We start from the raw sequence: 19,676 nt of genomic DNA, 5'->3' as shown, positions 1-19,676 counted from the left end.
ATCCGGCCGCGCCGGATCATCTCAGGCGAACCTTCATGCCGTCGGCTCTTTCCATCGTTTTCAACAATCCGTCGATCCGCATCGGTGCGCTCGCCATCCTGTTCTTCGGATTTTCGAATGCCGCCACCGCCCCCTATCAGGCGGTGATCGGCATTCGCGAAATCGGGCTCAGCAACACCGTCTATTCCCTACTGATGCTGTTTGCCGCCATCATCAATGTCAGCGCCAGCGTCCTGATGGGCATCGTTGCAGACCGGCTCGGCGAATATCGCAAACCCATGCTGCTGATCGCGCTTTTCGGCGTCAGCGGCTATTTGCTGGTTTATCTCGTTGGCAATGCCACCGCCTTCGTGACCGCGAAGCTGCTGCTCCTGCCGATTTTCGGGGCGATGAACTCTCTGATTTTCGCGCATGTGCGCGCCGATGCCCGCAATCTTTCGACGGGCGACATGATCGCCGTTAATTCGATCATGCGGGCCACCATCTCGCTGTCCTGGGTGCTGGTGCCTGGTATCGTCGGTATTTTTCTGGTGAATTCCGGCAATATGCTGCTGGCTTTCCTGTTCTCAGGCATCTGCGCGCTTATCTGCTTTCTGCTTGTGGCCTTTTGCCTGCCGCGCACGGCCACTCCGGCATCGGTGAACACGCAGGCACGCTTCGGTGTCCGCGCTTCACTTGCGGAAATCGGGGAGCGACGGGTGCTGCTGCGGATCATCGCCATCGCGCTCATCTGCTCGATGCTGCATCTCAATGATTCCATCCGCTCGCTCATCATAACGGGTCAGGCAAAGGGAACGGTCGCGGATATCGGTATCGTCGCGGGCATCGTTGCCGCGCTGGAAATCGTCTTCATTCTGCTGTGGGGCTGGATCGAAAAAAAGGTGCCGCAAACGCTGACCCTTGCGGCTGGAGCGGGGCTTTATGCCATCTACCTCATCCTGCAGGGTCTCGCGACGGCACCTTGGCATATCTATGCGCAGACCTTGATCAGCGCGCTCGGCGCAGCCGCCATCATCAGTATCCCGATCACCTATCTACAGGAACTGATTGCGGATCGGCCGGGGCTTGGAAGCTCGCTGATTGCCGTCAACATCTTCCTCGGCGCGGGTTTGGGTGCGCTGATTTTTGCCGTCGGCACGCTCGTCACGAGCTATTCAGGCACTTCAATCCTGGGAGCGGTTGTGGGTCTCGGCGGCGTTTACATGCTCTACGCGCTTGATGGGAAGGGCCGCCGCAGGTAGAGCGTCGGACCGAAAAGTGTGGGCGGTTTTCGGATAAGCCGGCGCGAAAACACGGCACATTCAAAAGAAAGAGGTTACGATGATTCTCGAGATTTGCGTGGACGACGTGGCCGGTCTGGAAGCGGCGGTCAGGGGTGGGGCCGACCGAATAGAACTTTGCGCGGCATTGTCCGGTGGCGGTGTGACGCCGTCTGCGGGTTTCATGCACCGGGCGGCGGCCTACGCCCTGCCTGTGAGCGTGATGATCAGGCCGCGCGCCGGGGATTTCGTGTTCACGCGCGACGAAGCCGATGTGATGAAACGCGATATCGATGCGGCGCGCGCGGCGGGGCTTTCCGGCGTGGTGCTCGGTGCCTCGCTTGGCGATGGCTCGCTTGATATTCCCCTGCTCGAAGAACTGCGCCGCCACGCCGACGGGCTCGATATGACGCTGCACCGGGCGATCGACGTTGTTCCCGACATGGATGAAGCCTTGGAGGCCGCTATCGCGCTGGGCTTCCCGAGAATTCTGACCTCCGGGGGCGCGCGTTCGGCGCTTGAGGGCATCGAGACCTTGGCCCGATTATCCGAGCTTGCCGCCGGGCGGATTGTCATCATGCCGGGGGCCGGGGTGCGTCCACCAGTCGTGCAGACGTTGCTGGACCGCTTTCCCATTACGGAGATCCACGCATCCTGTTCCGCCATTCCGTTTTACGATCCGGAAAGCCGGGTGGCGAAACTCGGTTTCACCGGCGCGGGGCGCAAGGGCACGGATGAGGAGGCCGTTCGAGAGTTAAAGGCGATCCTCACCGCTCATCAAAAAGGCGGCGTAAAGCTCTAGCCGTTCCTGCGGCGCCATCGAGATCGAGGTGGATCACGTCCGGTCCCGGCAGGGCCAATGCCGCCCTGATGGCATCGGCCATGGATTGCGCAGAGATATGCTTCTCTTCCAGCACCTGTGCCAGCCCCAGCCGCGCCAGCCGTTCGGCGCGGGCGCTCTGTTCCGTTTCGCCATCGGCCGCAAACGGGATCAGAAGCGAGCGGCATTTTGCCTGTAGAATATCGCAGACGGTGTTGTAACCGGCCTGCGAAACTGAAAGCCGCGCGCCGGCGAGCAGGCTTGCGAAATCCTTGCGGAAGCGGAAGATGGACACATTTTCGGGCGCCTGCGCCGAGATCGCATCGAAATCTGCCTGCGGCATGTTGGGGCCGGTTATGAGGCACCAGCTTTTGATCTCTTCCAGCAGAGGCGATGCCTCAAGTGCGGCCCGGATAAGGGCTGCACCAACGGCACCTCCGCCAGCGGAAACGACGATATCGAATTCTTCCGCCGGTTCCGGCGATGGCAGCGGCGCGACGAGGCCGGTATAGACAACGCGCTGGCTGATTTCGCCGGCAAGGGGAAAGGTCTCCTCCAGCCGGACGAAATCCGGATCTCCGTGGACCAGCACCGCGTCGAAATGTTTCTTCACCAGCGACACGGTTTCTTCGTCCCGGCCGGGTTTGGTTTTTTCCTGCAGAATATCGCGCAGCGACGTCATGACGAGCGGGCGTGGTTCACTGTCCTCGATCTCGTGCAGAAGCGGCAGCAATTCGAAACGCACCTGCCTGCGGCCGAAGGGGAAGGCCTCTATGATGACGATATCCGGCTTTGCGCCGTGATAAGCGCCGATCAGCATATCCGTTCGAAGCTTCTTGAAGTCGTCATCGACCGGTTTGCCGGAACTATCGACAAGGCCGGAAAAGCTGCCGTCGCTAACGGCGATCGGCGGTAATTCGACATGGCGGATGCCTTCGCCCGGAAAGCCGGGAACCGGGGTGCCACCTGTCACCAGAACGACATCGAAACCATCAGCCTGAAGGGCATTGGCAACGCGGCTGGCGCGGGCGATATGGCCGATGCCCAGAAGGTGCTGGACGTAGAAGAAAACGGAAGGGCGCTTTTCCGTATCGGTCATGGCGTTTTTTCCCACTCGGTTTCGAACAGCGTCGTCAACTCGGCAATGCTGGTGCGGTTGTCGAAGGCGGTTCGCACACGGTTTTCCGCCGCACTACCCAGACGCTCACGCAATTGTGGATCGGTAATCGCCGTGCGCAGAGCCTCGGCGAAGGCAACCGGATTTTCGGGCTCCGTCAGCAGGCCGTTTTCACCATCCACGAAGAATTCCGGAATGCCTGATATATTGGTGGAAACGCAGGTCAGCGCCTGGCTGGCGGCCTCGACCAGCACATTGGGAAGACCGTCGCGGTCACCATCGCTGGTGATGCGGCAGGCAAGGGCGAAGAGGTCGGCCTCGCGGTAATTCTCCAGCACCTGTTTCTGGTCCATGGCGCCGGTCCAGAAGATCCTGTCGGCGATGCCAAGCTCGTCGGCGAGTTTTTTCAACCCGGCAAGTTCGTCGCCGCCACCTATATGGGTGAAACGCCAATGGATGTCCTGTGGAAGCGAGGCCAAAGCCTGCAACAGAATATCGATGCCCTTTTTCTTGACGGCCCGTCCAACACTCAAAATCCTGACCGGATCATGAGCGTCCGATCCATCTCTTTGCGGACGCGGCGTGTCGAAATTCGGGAAGCGGGTGAGATCGAGACCGTGATAGCTCAAATGCACATTCTGCTTGACGCCGGAAAGGGTGCGAAGATGCTGAAAGCCGCTTGCGGTGCAGGTCACGGCCCAGCGGGCGCTTTCCAGCTTTGCGGCAAGGTCCCGGTCGCTGGAGGTCCAGATATCCTTGGCGTGGGCCGAAATCGTCCAGGGCGTGCCGGTGATAAGATGTGTATAGGCGGCGACCGAGGCGGGTGTGTGGATGAAGTGGACATGCAGCCACCCGGCATCTACAGGCCATTCGTGCGCCAGCACGGCCGCCTGCCCGAAACGGCGGAAGCGGTTGCGGCTTAGATCATGCGGCAGATCGCTGAAAAACCGACGCAGCGCCTTGGTGAAGCCTGGCTTTTTGCGGCATGCCCACAGGGCCTTCAGCACGCGGATGGGCTCGTCATGCAGATATTCCGGCAGGTAGGTCACGGGTGCGCGGATTTCATCGTGAACGGGGTGGCGTTTTTTATCCGTCGGGCGGCGCATGGACATGAGTTCCAGCGTAAGGCCAGCCTTTTCAAGCCCCAGAAGTTCCTGGGCAATGAAAGTCTCGGACAGGCGCGGATAGCCCTTGAGGAGCACCACGATTTTTTTTGTGTCGGTCACGTTGCGCGTGTCTCTTTTGAAGCGGTGGTTGTCGGGGAGCCGGTCACGCCGTCAGCGTTATTGGCACCTTGTCGCCCTCGGGCGGCAGCCATTCGGCTATCCGTTTCGAAATGTTTTCCAGACCATCGAGCTTCAGGTCCTGCGAATTGACGGAAGGCGGCGCGCGATTCGGCAGCGCTTTAAGAGCTGCCGCCATTTTCGCCGGATTCTCGGCATCCTCAGGTAAAAGCATGTCGAAAAGGCCGAGCTCCGACGCGCGGCTTGCGCGGATAAGCTGCTCCTCCCTCGGCACCGTGCGCGGCACGACGAGGGCAGGCTTGTCGAACGACAATATCTCGCAGACGGTGTTGTAGCCGCCCATCGACACGACGGCCTGAGCGCCGGCAACGAGGTCTTCCATGCGGTTGTCGAATTCGATGATCTCGATGTACGGAATATCGGCAACACTGCTCATGAATCGCTGGCGCTGGTCTGCCGGCATGTAGGGGCCGAGCACCACGAGCGCCTTGTGCGTCAGTTCGCTATCATGACGGTAGGCGTTGATGACGTCATCGATCAATTCGCTGCCGTCACCGCCGCCGCCAGTGGTGATGAGAAGATAGTCGCCCTCCGGCCGGTGCGCCACGGTTTCCGCCTGCGTTTTGGAGCGTTGCAGGAAGCCGACGAAATCCATCTTGTCGCGAACGGTCTGGGGAACGTCGAGCCCCGTCAAGGGGTCGTGGAAATCCGGTGGGCCATAAATCCAGACGTGGTCATAGAACTTGCCGATCTTGGTCATCACGTCATTGCGCTTCCACTCCGCTTCAAGCAGCTGCGGTGCGTCCATGACGTCACGGAGGCCGATGACAAGCTTGGTTCCCTGTCCCTTGAGATACGCAAGCGTTTCCTCCACCTCGCCACGAAGACCCATGGGCTCCTTGTCAACGATGAAGATATCCGGCTGGAAGCTTTCGGCAGTGTGATAGATGATGGAGCGGCGCATCTTCAGTGTTTCCTGAAGATCGATATGCCGGTCCATGGAGGTGTATTCGCCGTTGCGCAGCTTGATGACGCTCGGGATTTTCACGAAATCGACACGAGCGCGATAATCGAAGGCGCCGGCGATAGTTGCGCCCGAAATGATAAGCACGTTGAGGCCGCGATAATCCTCCACCAGCGCGTGAGCGATCGTGCGACAGCGCCGCAGATGTCCGAGGCCAAAAGAATCGTGGCTGTACATGAGGATGCGTGCGTCGTTCAGACGGGAGGTCATCGGCCACACCTCTTTTTGCCTTTCCCAAAAAAGGCGATGGCGGAAGAGCAGTTTATCAAGGCGTGTTCCATTTTATCTGAAGGGATCCGCAGCATCACGTAGTCCGTCACCGAAGAAATTAAAGGCCAGAATGACGAGAACAACCGGAATCGTCGGGATGAGAAGCCACGGATATAGCGCAATGACGCTGACGCTGCGCGCCTCCGTGAGCAGAATTCCCCAACTTGTGATCGGCGGCCTGAGGCCGAGACCAAGGAAGCTCAGCGCGGTTTCGCCGAGAATCATGCCCGGTATCGTCAGCGTCGCCGAGGCGATCAGATGTGACATGAAGCCGGGGATAAGGTGCCTGCCGATGATGCGCGGTGTGCCGGCGCCCATCAGTTGTGCAGCCAAAACATAGTCTTCCTCGCGCAATGCCAGCAATTTGGAGCGCACGGCGCGCGCCAGTCCCGTCCAGTCCAGCATGCCGAGAATGATGGTGATGCCGAGATAGACGAGGATCGGACTCCAGGTCACCGGCATGATTGCTGCGAGTGCGAGCCACAGCGGAATGCTCGGAATGGATTGCAGGACTTCGATGATACGCTGGACGATGAGATCGAAAGTGCCGCCGCGATAACCTGCAAGTCCGCCGATCACAATGCCGAGAACGAAGCTCATGGCGACACCGAGAAGGCCGATCGTCAGAGAGATGCGCGCGCCGTAGATGATTCGCGACAGCACGTCTCGTCCAAGCCGGTCGGTGCCGAGCAGGAACATTTCACCACCTTCGGCCGGACATACGAGGTGGGTTCTAGCCTCGATCATGCCCCAGAAATGATAGGTATCGCCCTTGCAGAAGAAACGCAGCGGCTGGATATCCGTCGGCACATCCCGGTAGACGCGCCGCAGATTGTCCATGTCGAGCGTCATTTCCCGACCATAGACGAAAGGCCCGACAAATTTTCCGTCATTGAAAAGGTGAATGGCCTGGGGTGGGGCGTAGATATGCTCGATATTGCGGGTGTGAAGATTGTAAGGCGCGAGGAACTCGCTGATCAGGATCGAAAGATAAAGCACCACCAGAAAGGCGCCGGACCAGACGGCGATCTTGTGCTGGCGGAACTGCCACCACATGAGCCGCAGCTGCGACGCCTTGCTGAAGGCCGCCATTCCGGACGTATTGGGTTCGATGAGCGACGGGTCGAACGGCGCCGTCGAAACGTAGTGGGGCAGCGCTTCGCCGGATGTCGGGATGGATGAAGTCATTTGACGTTACCACCTCCGAAGCGGATTCTCGGGTCAAGTATGGCAAGGGCGATATCCGACACAAGAACGCCGATCACCGTGAGGAAAGCAAGGAACATCAGGAAGGAGCCGGCCAGGTACATGTCCTGGCTTTGCAGCGCCCGGATGAGCATCGGACCGGTTGTTTCGAGTGACAGCACGACGGCGGTGATTTCCGCGCCTGATATGATGGCGGGCAGGATCGAGCCGATGTCCGAGATGAAGAAATTCAGCGCCATGCGCAGCGGATATTTGATCAGCACTTTGAAAGGGTGAAGCCCCTTGGCGCGGGCGGTTACGACATATTGTTTCTGCAACTCGTCCAAGAGGTTGGCGCGCAGGCGGCGGATCATGCCGGCCGTGCCCGCCGTTCCGATGATGAGGACGGGTATCCAGATATGTTCGAGAATCGATTTGAACTTTGGCCAGCTCATCGCCTGGTTCAGATATTCCCGATCCATCAGATGGCCGATGGAGATACCGAACCAGATATTGGCGAAATACATCAGGATCAGCGCCAGCATGAAGTTGGGGATGGCGATGCCAAGCAGACCGAGGAAGGTCAGGCCGTAGTCGCCCCAGCTATATTTGTGCGTGGCGGAGTAGATGCCGATCGGGAAGGCAAGAATCCAGGTGACGATGATGGTGACGAAGGACACCAGAACCGTCAACCACAGACGGTCTCCCACAACCTCGTTTACCGGGAGCTGATATTCGAAAGAATAACCGAAATCGCCAACCAGCATGCCGGTTGCCCAGCGGAAGTAACGGATCGGCGCCGGCTGGTCGAAGCCATAGCGGACGCGCAACTCCTCGATTTCGGCAAGGTTTGCGGTCTCGCCCATGGCGCGCAGTTCGGCGACGTAGCTTTCGAAATAATCGCCCGGCGGCAATTCGATGATGGTGAAGACCAGCATCGAGATCAGGATCAGCGTTGGGATCATGACGAGGATGCGCTTGAGAATATACCGCAGCATATCAGGCGTCTCCGTCATACCAGAAGGCATCCGGCATGTAGATGCCGAGATACGATGTGGGTTCAAAGCCGAAAAGCGCCTTTTCCGGCACGTTTCGCATGCGTTTGACATGGACGACGGGTTGCAGCGCGCCGTTGACGATGCCGATGGAAAATACCTGCTGCGTGTAGATACCAAGCATTTCCAGCCAGATTGCCTCGCGCTCTTCCTCGGTGACGCTTCGGCGCCATTTTTTCAGGAGATCGAGCAGATGCGCTGCTTCCGGCAGGTCAGGCTCCTTGCCCTCGCGCCCGCCGGACAGATAGTGGATGCCCCAGACCGGCCATTGCAACTGGTCGTCGCCGGTGGGCGCAAGGCCCGAAGGCAACATGTCGGGGGTCGGCACGCCATTATCCATGCCCATCCACACCGACATCAGCACCTCGCCGCCCATGGCGCGCTTGCGGAAGACATCGCGCTGGGTCGGGCGGACCGAAACCGCAATGCCGATATGCCGCCAGTGGTCCGTGACCAGTTCCATCACGTCCGTTTCGAGCGTGCTTTCGCCTGTGGTCTCGACGATGATGTAGGCTGGACGGCCGTCCGGCAGAAGCCGGTAGCCGGCGCTGTCGCGCTTATCGAGACCTGCTTCGTCAAGCAACCTGTTGGCCATCGCCCGGTCGAAGGCACTCCAGGCCTCGGCAAATTCCGGTCGGTAAAGCGGGCTTTCCGGCAAGACGGTGTCGGCGCTTTCCTTGGCCAGCCCGTAAAAGCAGACCATGTTGATTTCGTGCCGGTTTATAGCGAGCGACATTGCGCGGCGCACACGCACGTCCTGGAAACAGCTCCGCCATACCGGATCGGCGCAGTTCAGATTGGGCAGAAGCGCAATGCGCGACCCTTGAGAGCGTTTGTAGAGGTTCACCTTCAGAGGAAAGCGCTTTTCGGCATCCTTCAGGAAGGTGTAGTCGGCGAAATCGAGGCCGAAATATTGCAGATCGCTGTCACCCGACGCCGTCTTGGCCGAGATGATGTCGGAGGAGGTGACGTTTAGCAGGAATCGGTCGAGATAGGGCAGTTGCAGGCCGTTTTCGTCGACACGGTGATAATAGGGATTGCGCTCGAAAACGAACTGTTCGGCCGGTGGCGAAGTCGTATTGCGCCAGGCGTCCAGCGTCGGCAGAGCGGGATTTTCCGGACGGACCTGCCGCGACATCTTGATATGCAGCCCGCTCCAGTCATCCGCCTTGTTCTTCTTGATGAGCTTGGCGAGGTTTTCCGCGGTCTGATATTTGACGTGGAACTGCTTCATATAGGCGGCGGGCAGGAAAAGCCGCGCAGGCGATGCTGCTGCGAGCTTCGCCAGAAAATCGGGGTTAGGGCCTTCCCAGGTATAGCGCACCGTCAGCCGGTCGATGACTTCGATCTGGGGAGGATTGTTGTTGACCAGCAGTTCGATTGGCGGGCCGCCCTTGTGAATTTCCTTGTTGAGAGCAACATCCTCCCAGAAATACCGGAAATCCTCGGAGGTTAAATCGCTGCCGTCGGACCATTTGTGGCCTTCGCGTAGCTTGAAGGTGAAGATGCGTTCGTCCTGAACGTCGTAGCTTTCCAGAATGTCGGGATGAAGCTCGAATTTTTCGTCGTAACCAACCAGGCGGGCATAGTTGCTGATGGGCATAAGCCGGATATCGCGCTGGCCGCCGATCAGCATGCGCACGGAACCGCCGTGTTTTCCGGGCTCCCGGCCAAGCGCCTTCATATCGATGACGCGCGGGTTTTTCGGCAAGCGCTCGGTAATATCAGGCAGCTCACCTTTTTCCCGCTTTTCCTTGAAGTAGGCGGGGTCGGTATAGGCAGCGCGCGCATAGGTCGGCAAAAAGACGGAGGCCATCAAGGCAAGGGTGGTGCGGCGCGTAATCACGAGCGAAGCTCCCTGATGTCGGCATTGCCATTTGCGAGAACGAAATGGCCATCGCCAAGATCGGCAGAGATCATTTCGCCGTCACCCTCGTCGCGAAATTGCTTGCCCCAGTCGAACTTGCCCGTCGCGCTGATCTTGCCGATGGTGCGGAAATCGAGCGGACGGTCGAGATCGGGAAAAGGCACAGCCGCCAGCAACGATTTTGTATAGGGGTGAACCGGAGAGCGCATCATGATTTCCCGCGGCGCCAGCTCGACGATGCGGCCCTCGCACATCACCGCCACGCGGTCCGCCATGTAATCCACCACCGCCAGATTGTGCGAGATGAAGAGGTAGGTAAGTCCGAGGTCCTTCTGCAAATCCTTGAGCAGGTTGAGGATTTGCGCCTGCACCGAGACATCTAGGGCAGAAACGGGTTCGTCGCAGATCAGCAGTTCGGGACCCAACGCCAGGGCTCTGGCAATGCCGATACGCTGCCTCTGGCCGCCTGAGAAACTGTGCGGATAACGGTTCAGCGCGCTTTCTCCAAGGCCGATGGCCTTGACGAGATTACGGACTTTTTCCGCGCGGTATTTCGCATCGCCCCGTCCATGGATTTCAAGCGGCTCGCTCAAAATATTGCGCACGGTCATGCGCGGTGAAAGCGATGAGATCGGGTCCTGGAAGACCATCTGTATCTTCGACCGCAATTCCTTTAGATCGCCGTCCCTAGCATTGAGGACGTCGATATCGCCCTGCGGCCGGTGAAAGGTTACGGAGCCTTCATCCGGGCGAACGGCGCGCATGAGGATTTTGCTGACGGTTGTCTTGCCGCTGCCGCTTTCGCCGACGAGGCCAAGGCATTCTCCCCGGCGGATTTCAAAACTGACGCTGTTGACCGCCTTGGTGGCATTGGCATCGCGGCGGCTGAACCAGCTTGACTTCCGGGTCGTAAAGGTCTTGCTGATATTCTCTACGCTCAAGAGCGGGCCGGGAGTCTTGTTCACTGCGGCGGTCTTCTTGCCGACAAGGCTTTCGTGGTCGACGGTGATCTCACGAAGCGCCTTCAGCCTCTCACCCGGCTTCATGTCGAAATGCGGCACGGCGGCCATCAGGCCCTTGAGATAGGGGTGGCTCGGTGCCTTGAAAATATCGTCGACCGTTCCAGCTTCCATGATCTCGCCCTGATAGATCACGGCAACCTCGTCGGCGATGTTTGCCACCACGCCGAGATCGTGGGTGATGAGCAGCATGCTCATGTTCAGTCGGCTCTGGAGATCGCGCAGTAGTTTGAGGATTTGCGCCTGTATGGTTACATCAAGAGCCGTCGTCGGTTCGTCGGCGATCAGAAGGGCGGGGCGACAGATCAGTGCCATGGCGATCATGGCGCGCTGGCGCATGCCGCCCGACAATTCGAAGGGATACATGTTCACGACCTTCTTCGGGTTGGAAAACCCTACAAGGTCGAGCGTCTCATACATTTTTTCCGCGCGCTCGGCCGGCGACAGGATGCTGTGGATTCTCAGCGCTTCGTCAATCTGGTTGCCGATCGTATGCAACGGCGAAAAAGACGTCATGGGTTCCTGAAAAATCAGCCCGATGCGATTTCCGCGTATAGCGCGGATTTCCCGGCCGTCCTTCGGCAGTTGCAGCAGATCGACGGGGCCGGCTGCGGCATTTGCGGGATCGGTAAACAGCACGCGTCCGTTCACGCGCGCCGTCTTGGGGTGGATACCCATGATCGTCTGGCCGATGACGGATTTTCCGGAGCCGGATTCTCCGACAAGCGCGGTCACTTTTCCCGGAAGAATGCGAAGGCTGGCACCCCTCACGGCGTCAATCGTGCCACCCATAAGAGAAAACGAGACCCGCAGATTTTCAATACGGAGCAAATCTGCGCCTGCGCTCATGCTAAAGGGTTCCTTGCCGTCTCTCTTTATCGTTGTCTTGTGACAATTTGCTCAGGAGGGCTTAAAGGCACGTTATCGTAGGGTTTGTTGTCTGTCTATGCCTCTGAAACATCGAATTGTTTAGCAAATTCAAAGCCGGCTTCCAAATTGCAATGGCTTGCCTGATAGCTTGTGTTTGGCGATATGTTAACGAACGTTCCCGGGTGAGGATCCATGTCCGACAAGAAATATTACGATGCCCAGCTGGATAGAGCCCGGCAGTTGCAAAACCAAGGACAATATACGGAAGCGCATGCGCTTCTCTTATCGCTGGTTGCAGTAAAGGACGGGCACCTGATGGGTGAACGGACAGTGCTCGGTCTGCCGCGCCGGCTGCATGCGGCACGGCTGCGTCTTGCCAAGGCTGAAGGCGATGTGGTCGCGAGGATCGGCTATCAATATACGCTGGTTCCGCCGCCGCAGGTGCTTGCAAAATATGCGCATTTTTCCCTGGAGGAGCACCGCGCTATCAATCTGAAAAGCAGGGAGGACGTGCCCAGGCGCATCCACCAGATTTGGATCGGAGACAAGGCCCCGCCCGTATCGGTCAAGGCCTGGGCCGCCCATGCCGCCTCGCATGGTTACGAATATCACCTCTGGCGGGAGGCCGATCTTGAGCGGGAAGGCGTATTTTCGAATGACGTCTTCAGGACGATGCTGGAAGACGGCGATTATCCCGGCGCTGTCGATGTAGCCCGCTATGTCGTGCTGGAGCGTTTTGGTGGCATCTATCTTGATTGCGACTGGTATCCGGCGCGGGATGATGCGAGTTTCGATGCTTTCCTGCCACTGGTAGGGCTGACGGCGTTCGATGAAGAAACGCCGCGCGATACCGGGCAGGGCAGCATGCTTCTTGCCAACTCTTTCATTGCGACACCTGCTGGCCATCCGGTCTTCCGCAGGATGCTTGAAGCGTTTCCGAGGATTCTTGAGGAAATGCCGCGTGCGCCAGCCTGGTGGTCGACGGGCCCGCTGATCTTTACCGTCATCGCTCGGGCTGGGAGCATCAGCCTTGCGCCGGCGGGGTTTGTTGCCGCTTCTCTCGCCGATCGCGCCGCGTTGCAGGAGGTCGAAGCTGTCAGGCGCGAACTTGCCACCAAGACGGGTGGTTTGCTGATTGCCTGGAAGTCATGGTGATATCTGGTTGACGAGTTCCGCCGAGGAGCGCCAGCGCGCGGCAGGATGTTTGCCTGTAATTTCGAACAGCCGTTTCAGAAAACGCCAGACGTTGTCATCATGCACGAGATGATGGGTGAGGATGCCGGTCGTGCCGCCGTGCTCCGCAGTCTGCAGGATGCGGGCGGCGGTCTCGGCGAAAAGGATGTCGTCTTCGCGCCCACCTCGGCTGCCGTGCCAGTCAATCACGTCTACATGGGTGTTCAGGCAAGGTGGCACAGTGTCTTTCTCCGGGCCGAAAACCGAGAGCGCTCGATATGCGAGGTCTGCCAGTCCCTGCACCACATTGGCATCTATGCGGTTCCACGGCGGAACGAGCATAGGCACGAAACGCCTGCCATGCAGATCGTGCAGTTTTTCCAGTCCGGATTGCAACTCGTCGAGAACGATGGACAGGTCACGGTGTGATCCGAGTTCCTGTTTCTTTTCTTTCTCGGTGGCATAGTTCGTATGGGACCAGCCATGCACGGCGACATGGGCAATGTCAGTCGTATCCAGGTGCTGCGCGAGCTTGTCCGTCGTCATCTCGGGAATAACCGCAAGCGTGACCGGCGCGGAAAAGTTGCTGCAAAGATCGAGCAGCGTGTCGAGCGCCGGTGTCGGTTCCACCGCATCGTCGTCCCTGAGCCAGAGATCGGCCGTTATGCCGCGTCGTCCACATTCATCCAGTGCCGCTACGAGTTTTTCCAGACTCATGATGTTCGTGCCTTTGCTCGCAACAGGATATCGTTCAGTTCTCTTGCGGCGTTTTCCAGAGATCGTTCATTTTTTACGAACTGGCGGGCTGCCCTTGCCAAGTCCTCACGCCGCTTGTCATCGCCGAGCAGAGTTTCGATTGCTCCAGCATAGGCGGCTGTATCATTTTCCGGTGTCAGTAATCCGGTGGTTCCGGATTTTACCACTTCGGGGACGCCGGCCACCGCTTCGGCGATAACCGGCAGGCCCGCAGCCTGTGCCTCGAGATAGGCGAGACCATAGGCTTCGCCATGCCCCGGCCAGACGTAAACCGATGCTTTTGAAAGAAGTTCTGCGATTTCGTTTGCATTTTTTTCTCCGTGCCAGATAAGACGGCGATCGGGGAAAGAGCTGAACATGGCCTGTACGGCAGCGCGTTCCGGCCCGTCGCCAATGATATCCAATGTCCAGTTCAAATCCTGCGGCAACAGCGCAAGCGCTTCGCGAAGCGCGCGATAGCTGTCGAACTTGTCGCCCGCCCGCATCATGGCGACGGTGATGAGTTTTCCCGGTGTGGGGCGCGGAGCAATTTCAAGAAAATTACTGGCATCGATAAAGGGCGCCAACATCGCCGAGCGGAGTGCGGGAGAGGCGCGGACAAGCCCGTCGCGATCACGCGCGGTGAAGCAGATATTGATGGCGGCAGCGTTCAATGCGGCCAGTAACTCGTCCTGAACCGCCTGCCAGCCCATGCCATTGCGCTTTGGGGAATAGGAGGCCTCGGCGGTGACGTAGGGAATATCGAAACGTGTGCCCAGTTCCGGCCCGAGCAAGTCCGGGGCCTTGTAATAGGGGTGATAACAAAACCACAGATCCGGCGCGCCTTCCCGCTGCCAGCGCTCCGTGATGGTCTCGATTTCGTGCGTCGCCGCATCGGCAAGCAAGGACCTCGCCGGATCGTCAGCCTGTTTGAGAAAGCTGCGCAGCTCGGAAGCGACGGAAACATCGTGGCCGCTCATCGCCATCGCCTTCATCAGCAGGCGGGCCATCAGCCGGTCTCCGGAGGGAACGGGATGGTTGGGCGATTTGAGCGGTGAATAAAAAGCGATCCTCATCCGGATGGTTGTGCGTCGCCCATGGCTCTGGCGTCAACCGGAATTTGAGAGGGCCGAGCCTTGACAGCCTGACCATTCTTGCCCAACTGAAAGGCATCTTTTTGCACATGCGCGGAGCGTGACACGCTTTGACTTCCCCAGTCGTTTCCCAGAACCTGCTTTCCAGCATCGAAAACAAAAGCGCCAAAGCGGCGGTGATCGGCCTTGGCTATGTCGGTCTGCCGCTAGCCATCACGATCGCCAAGGCCGGTTTCAAGGTCGTCGGTTTCGATATCGATCCCGGTAAAATGGTCGCGATCGATGCCGGCCGCAGCTATATCGAGGCGGTTTCGGACGAGGTGCTGGCAAGCGTCAGGCGCGATGATGGCTTCATCGCAACGTCTGATTTTTCCAGACTGGCTGAATGCGATGTGATTGCCATTTGCGTGCCGACGCCCCTGACGAAATATCGCGAGCCGGACCTCTCCTATGTCGAAAAGACCTGCCGGGACATTGCCGCGCATCTGCGCAGGGGGCAGCTTGTGGTGCTGGAATCGACCACCTATCCCGGCACGACCGACGGGGTTGTGAAGACCATTCTGGAAGGTACGGGACTTGTCTCCGGCGTCGACTTCTTCATCGGTTTTTCGCCCGAGCGGGAAGATCCCGGCAATCGCGATTTCGAGACCTCGACGATTCCGAAGGTCGTTGCAGGCGATGGCGAGGCTGCCGGGAAACTGATGGCTGCATTCTACGGCTCAGTGGTCAAGAAGATCGTTCCGGTCTCGACAAACGCCACGGCCGAGGCGGTGAAAATCACCGAAAACGTCTTCCGTGCTGTCAATATCGCGCTCGTCAATGAACTCAAGGTCGTCTACGAGGCCATGGGCATCGACATCTGGGAAGTGATCGACGCGGCGAAAACCAAGCCGTTCGGTTTCATGCCGTTTTATCCCGGCCCGGGTCTTGGTGGCCACTGCATACCGATCGATCCTTTCTATCTCACTTGGAAATCGCGGGAATATGAGTTGCCGACGAGGTTCATCGAGCTCGCCGGCGAAATCAACACCGGCATGCCGCGTCATGTCATCGGGAGGGTCGCGGAAGCACTCGACATCCGTTCCGGCAAGGCGCTCAGCCGCTCCAAGGTGCTGGTGGTCGGTTTGGCCTACAAGAAGAATGTGCCCGATATTCGTGAAAGTCCTTCGCTGAAACTCATAGAGCTTATTCAGGAGCGCGGCGGCGAAGCGGCCTATTATGATCCGCACGTGGCAGAAATCCCGAAAACCCGGGAATATAGCCACCTGATGGGCATGAAATCCGTGGCTTGGGACAAGCAGACCGTCAGCGCCTTTGACGCTGTTCTGGTCGCGACCGATCACGACAATGTGGACTATGCCGCTCTTTGCGAATGGTCGCCGCTGATCATCGATACGCGAAACGTCTTCGCACGTCGGGATATCGCCGCAAAACACATCATCAAGGCCTGATCGCCTTCTCCCGGGCATTTCCAGCAAAATCGCCATACGCTTTTACTGAAAATGCCCGGCATTCATGAACGGACGGACTATGAGCAGATTGGACAGTTTCATTCGCCGGTTGACCGCGCAGCGCGATATCCTCAACCACGTCAAGGCCGATCTCGATCTGCCTGACGAAGGCGCGATCATGGAAATAGGCCTTGGAAACGGGCGCACGTTCAATCATTTGCGCGAACTGTTTCCGCAACGCCGTATCGTTGCCTTCGACAGGGCCATGGGTGCACACGCCTCTTCCGTTCCGGCGCAGGAAGATCTCGTCATCGGTGAAATATCGGAAACCGCTCCCGCCTTCATCGGTGTGGAGGCGGCCATGGTGCATGCCGATATCGGCACGGGCTACCCCGAAAAGGATGCCATTACCCTGACATGGCTGCCGGACCTTGCCGCGGGCATGCTGGCAAAAGGCGGCGTTGCGGTCAGCGGTCTGCCTCTGGATCATCCCATGCTGAAGCCTCTGCCGGTGCCGGAAAGCGTGCCGACAGACCGTTATTTTCTCTATCGCAAGATTTGAGGCCGGATGGCCCGTCAGCGAGAGCGCCGGTATTGCCCTATAGGTAACGCTCGCTCTCTTCTTTCGAGAGCAGGAAAACTTTCATTTGCGAGTTTCTCCCACGAATGGCGATTTTTTCGCTTCGCAGATCGGCAATCTCCTGTCCCGCCTGAATGATGGCGGGTTCGGAAACGACAATGGCGGCGCCGAATTCCTTGGCCTTGGATTCCAGCCTGCTCGCCACATTCACGGTGTCACCGATGGCGGTCAGGGTTTTCGCTGCGCCATAGCCCATGACGCCGACGATCGTCGGGCCGGCGTGGATGCCTACTACCACTTCCAGCCGGACGGCAAATTGTTTTTCCAGTCCTTCATTCAGGATTGAAAGCTCCCGCAATATGATAGCGGCGGCCTTCATGGCGTTGCGGCAGGCATTTTCTGCATCGTCGCCAAGTCCGAAAAGAGCCATGGCGCCATCACCGATGAATTTGTCGAGATGTCCTCCGGCCTGTTCTACGGCCTGCCCGACGATGGTGAAGTAGCGGTTTAGAAGAAACACGACGTCATATGGCAGTTTCGCCTCGGAAAGCGCGGTGAAATTGCGGATATCACAAAAGAGGATGGCGATCTCCTCTTCCTTGCCCGGCCGTGCCGGTTGCGCATCCGCTGGCAGGTCGCTCTGTTGGGGCGGCGATACCAGAAGCGCTATTCCAATATCCTGGGTGGGCCGCAACTGGCAGCCGAGCCGCACATCTGAATCGGCATGGATGCGCCTCAAAGTGGTTTGTTCGATATCTCCAGGAGGCGGAAGCGGGCCTTTGCTTTCGACAATCCTGACCCGGCAGGTCGAACAGCGTCCTTTGCCGCCGCATACGGAATAATGCGGTACGCCCGCGAGTCTACTGGCCTCCAGAATGCTGAGCCCGGCAGGGACGCGCGCTTGCGCGCCATGCTCATAACGGATTTCGATAGCCGTCGATCTCTGTCGCCAGCTGCGCACGCCGCGCAAGACGAACACCAGCATGACCGCGCCGACAAAAATCGCTTCCGTTGCGTCGGTAACGAAACGGATACGCGTCTCCATCTCCCGTTGCAACGGTATGTCGTCTCTTTGAACGGTGGTATCTGCAAGCCCGGGAGGAAGCGAGTATTTTCTGTCCACCTCCTCCAGCCAGCGGCCGGCATCGCTGAAGCCCAGAAGCGCCAACAAAGGCAGCATCACCGCCACAGTCATGAATATCCCGGCAATTTTGGGATACCAGTCCCGGTAACGTAACCAGAAAAACAGGCCGATACACCCGTGGGTCCAGATCACGATCAATGCGAGGCTTTGCCATGCGCCGGCCATGGGGTTGTTGATCCAGAGCCGGCGAACGACCGAGTAATATCCCACGTCGATGTTGTAGATCATGTGCGACACGCGAATATTGACGGCGTGGCTGATGATCAAAAACGGGATCGACAGGCCAAGTATGGCTTGCAGCGCTTCGCGAAGGGGCATGCGCAATGTCCGGCGCTGATAAAGCGAGCGCAGGACAAGACAGACGTGCACCACAACCGACCCATAAAACAGCAGGCTGCTGACGGGATTGAGCCAGATCAGGCTGAACCATTTTCGCGCCCGCTCGGCGGTATCGATGGAGATGAGAGCGAGCGAATGGTTGAAAAGATGGGAAAATACAAAGGCAAAAATGATGAGGCCGGACAAGATCCGGGCGCGTCTCAAATTGGTCTCCGAAAAGAAACGGATCATGCAAATCCCATCATGCGGTCATTTGGCGCAGAATCATCATTAAGTGTGCTCTGGTGTCTTTAATGCAGGGTATCTCGTGGCAATATCGTGGAGCAATGGGCCGGCGATGGTCAATTGTGCGTGTTCGAACGTCGGTTCGCCGCATGATACAAATCAGGCTTCAAAAAAGCGTCAAACGCACGCCAGCAACACGAGATTGGTGACCGCGATCAGAGGTCGATGATCTGGCCGTCCATTGTCGCGAATGCACCGCTGAACTGGGCTTTTGCCTGTTTTTCGATATCGTCCAGCTCATCGTCGCTGCGGCTTGGGGCGTGGTGGATGAAGCCGACATTTTTTGCGCCTGCCAGTTTGGCAAGGCGGATCGCCTCCTGCCAGGACGAATGGCCGTAACCGCGATAAAGGCCCATCTCCTCATCGGTAAACATGGCGTCGTAGAGGAAGAGATCGACGTCCTTGATCAGATCAAGCACGTTCTTGTCGATATTGCCCGGTTCATGTTCGGTATCGGTGATGATGGCGAATGACTTTCCCGCCCAGTCCAGGCGATACCCGATGGCGTTGCCCGGATGATTGAGCATTCCAGTTCGGATCGAGAGGCCCGGATGAACATCCAGGACCTCGCCCGGCATAAAGTCACGCGTTGCCATTTTTGCGCAGCAGACTTCCAGCGGTACGGGGAACCATGGCGGGCTCATGAAGTCCTTGAGCATTTCCCGCGTTGTCATGGTGCCGGCAAGATGACCCGACCAGATGGCGACATCGTTGGAGCTATTGTAGAACGGCTTGAAATAGGGAAAGCCGACGATGTGGTCGTAATGGCAGTGAGAGAAGAACAGGTTGACGTCGGTAATACCTTCCGCCCGCAACGCCAGACCAGCAGGGTGTAACCCCGAACCCGCGTCGAACAAAAGAACATGATCTCCGCATCGTACCTCGATGCAGATGGTATTCCCGCCATATTTTCGGAAGTTTTCACCTGAAACAGGAAGCGTTCCCCGCGCACCCCAGATCTTTACCCGAAAATCTTTATTACCTTCCCGACTTACTATGTCGGAATCGAACGCCATGACACACCCCGATTACAACGGAATCTTGCACGCTTCCTCCCATGAAGCCCGTTGTCTCTACAGATTATTATATCCGCTCTCTTTTGGCGGACGCCCTTACCCTTATTCAGTCAGCATTTCATTTATATT

At 58.2% G+C, this 19,676-nt stretch carries 16 protein-coding genes; 5 read left to right on the top strand and 11 right to left on the bottom strand.

Annotated features, from left to right (window positions below; all coding sequences use genetic code 11):
• Positions 1 to 35 precede the first annotated feature (35 nt).
• Together AC5SEO_RS16890 and AC5SEO_RS16885 are read left to right on the top strand one after the other, a co-directional pair.
• The gene (locus tag AC5SEO_RS16890) at positions 36 to 1,241 is read left to right on the top strand and encodes an MFS transporter (protein WP_003516790.1); all 1,206 of its coding nucleotides are present in this window, start codon (positions 36 to 38) and stop codon (positions 1,239 to 1,241) included.
• A 79-nt stretch (positions 1,242 to 1,320) separates the two neighbouring features.
• Positions 1,321 to 2,061 (top strand): copper homeostasis protein CutC, encoded by a 741-nt coding sequence (locus AC5SEO_RS16885; protein WP_003516792.1) that lies wholly within the window; start codon positions 1,321 to 1,323, stop codon positions 2,059 to 2,061.
• Here AC5SEO_RS16885 and AC5SEO_RS16880 read toward each other — a convergent pair.
• From AC5SEO_RS16880 to AC5SEO_RS16850, 7 genes are all read right to left on the bottom strand, one after another.
• On the bottom strand, positions 2,027 to 3,178 hold the full coding sequence (locus tag AC5SEO_RS16880; protein WP_003516793.1) for a glycosyltransferase family protein: 1,152 nt from the start codon (positions 3,176 to 3,178) through the stop codon (positions 2,027 to 2,029). The genes AC5SEO_RS16885 and AC5SEO_RS16880 overlap by 35 nt on opposite strands.
• On the bottom strand, positions 3,175 to 4,422 hold the full coding sequence (locus AC5SEO_RS16875; RefSeq protein WP_174068651.1) for a glycosyltransferase: 1,248 nt from the start codon (positions 4,420 to 4,422) through the stop codon (positions 3,175 to 3,177). Before AC5SEO_RS16875 ends, AC5SEO_RS16880 begins: the two co-directional genes overlap by 4 nt.
• Before the next feature lie 43 nt (positions 4,423 to 4,465).
• Positions 4,466 to 5,674 (bottom strand): glycosyltransferase family protein, encoded by a 1,209-nt coding sequence (locus tag AC5SEO_RS16870; RefSeq protein WP_003516795.1) that lies wholly within the window; start codon positions 5,672 to 5,674, stop codon positions 4,466 to 4,468.
• A 72-nt stretch (positions 5,675 to 5,746) separates the two neighbouring features.
• Complete coding sequence (locus AC5SEO_RS16865) at positions 5,747 to 6,922, bottom strand: ABC transporter permease (RefSeq protein ID WP_003516796.1); 1,176 nt, start codon at positions 6,920 to 6,922, stop codon at positions 5,747 to 5,749.
• Entirely contained in the window at positions 6,919 to 7,917 is a 999-nt protein-coding gene (locus AC5SEO_RS16860) for an ABC transporter permease (protein WP_003516797.1), read from the bottom strand. The genes AC5SEO_RS16865 and AC5SEO_RS16860 overlap by 4 nt, the downstream gene beginning before the upstream one ends.
• A gap of 1 nt (position 7,918) precedes the next feature.
• Positions 7,919 to 9,820 carry an ABC transporter substrate-binding protein gene (locus AC5SEO_RS16855; protein WP_174068650.1) on the bottom strand — a complete coding sequence of 634 codons (1,902 nt, stop codon included), beginning with the start codon at positions 9,818 to 9,820 and terminating at the stop codon, positions 7,919 to 7,921.
• Positions 9,817 to 11,709 carry an ABC transporter ATP-binding protein gene (locus tag AC5SEO_RS16850; RefSeq protein WP_174068649.1) on the bottom strand — a complete coding sequence of 631 codons (1,893 nt, stop codon included), beginning with the start codon at positions 11,707 to 11,709 and terminating at the stop codon, positions 9,817 to 9,819. The genes AC5SEO_RS16855 and AC5SEO_RS16850 overlap by 4 nt, the downstream gene beginning before the upstream one ends.
• A gap of 213 nt (positions 11,710 to 11,922) precedes the next feature.
• Here AC5SEO_RS16850 and AC5SEO_RS16845 point away from each other — a divergent pair, with 213 nt between their 5' ends.
• Positions 11,923 to 12,885 (top strand): glycosyltransferase family 32 protein, encoded by a 963-nt coding sequence (locus AC5SEO_RS16845; RefSeq protein ID WP_174068648.1) that lies wholly within the window; start codon positions 11,923 to 11,925, stop codon positions 12,883 to 12,885.
• On the opposite strand, the gene AC5SEO_RS16840 is transcribed toward AC5SEO_RS16845, so the two are convergent.
• Positions 12,877 to 13,620 (bottom strand): polysaccharide deacetylase family protein, encoded by a 744-nt coding sequence (locus AC5SEO_RS16840; protein WP_174068647.1) that lies wholly within the window; start codon positions 13,618 to 13,620, stop codon positions 12,877 to 12,879. The genes AC5SEO_RS16845 and AC5SEO_RS16840 overlap by 9 nt on opposite strands.
• Positions 13,617 to 14,714 carry a glycosyltransferase family 4 protein gene (locus AC5SEO_RS16835; protein WP_174068646.1) on the bottom strand — a complete coding sequence of 366 codons (1,098 nt, stop codon included), beginning with the start codon at positions 14,712 to 14,714 and terminating at the stop codon, positions 13,617 to 13,619. The genes AC5SEO_RS16840 and AC5SEO_RS16835 overlap by 4 nt, the downstream gene beginning before the upstream one ends.
• 128 nt (positions 14,715 to 14,842) lie before the next feature.
• Here AC5SEO_RS16835 and AC5SEO_RS16830 point away from each other — a divergent pair, with 128 nt between their 5' ends.
• Together AC5SEO_RS16830 and AC5SEO_RS16825 are read left to right on the top strand one after the other, a co-directional pair.
• Positions 14,843 to 16,183 carry a nucleotide sugar dehydrogenase gene (locus AC5SEO_RS16830; protein WP_003516803.1) on the top strand — a complete coding sequence of 447 codons (1,341 nt, stop codon included), beginning with the start codon at positions 14,843 to 14,845 and terminating at the stop codon, positions 16,181 to 16,183.
• A 79-nt stretch (positions 16,184 to 16,262) separates the two neighbouring features.
• Positions 16,263 to 16,745 carry a class I SAM-dependent methyltransferase gene (locus AC5SEO_RS16825; protein ID WP_003516804.1) on the top strand — a complete coding sequence of 161 codons (483 nt, stop codon included), beginning with the start codon at positions 16,263 to 16,265 and terminating at the stop codon, positions 16,743 to 16,745.
• Between the two features lie 37 nt (positions 16,746 to 16,782).
• Here the strand turns inward: AC5SEO_RS16825 and AC5SEO_RS16820 are convergent, their stop codons facing one another.
• Positions 16,783 to 18,477: an adenylate/guanylate cyclase domain-containing protein gene (locus tag AC5SEO_RS16820; RefSeq protein WP_003516805.1), complete on the bottom strand. Its 1,695-nt coding sequence runs from the start codon at positions 18,475 to 18,477 to the stop codon at positions 16,783 to 16,785.
• 209 nt (positions 18,478 to 18,686) lie between these two features.
• On the bottom strand, positions 18,687 to 19,547 hold the full coding sequence (locus AC5SEO_RS16815) for an MBL fold metallo-hydrolase (protein ID WP_495363902.1): 861 nt from the start codon (positions 19,545 to 19,547) through the stop codon (positions 18,687 to 18,689).
• Positions 19,548 to 19,676 lie beyond the last annotated feature (129 nt).

It is taken from the genome of Agrobacterium sp. K11 (assembly GCF_059429395.1).
This window is presented reverse-complemented; position numbering and strand designations above follow the sequence as displayed.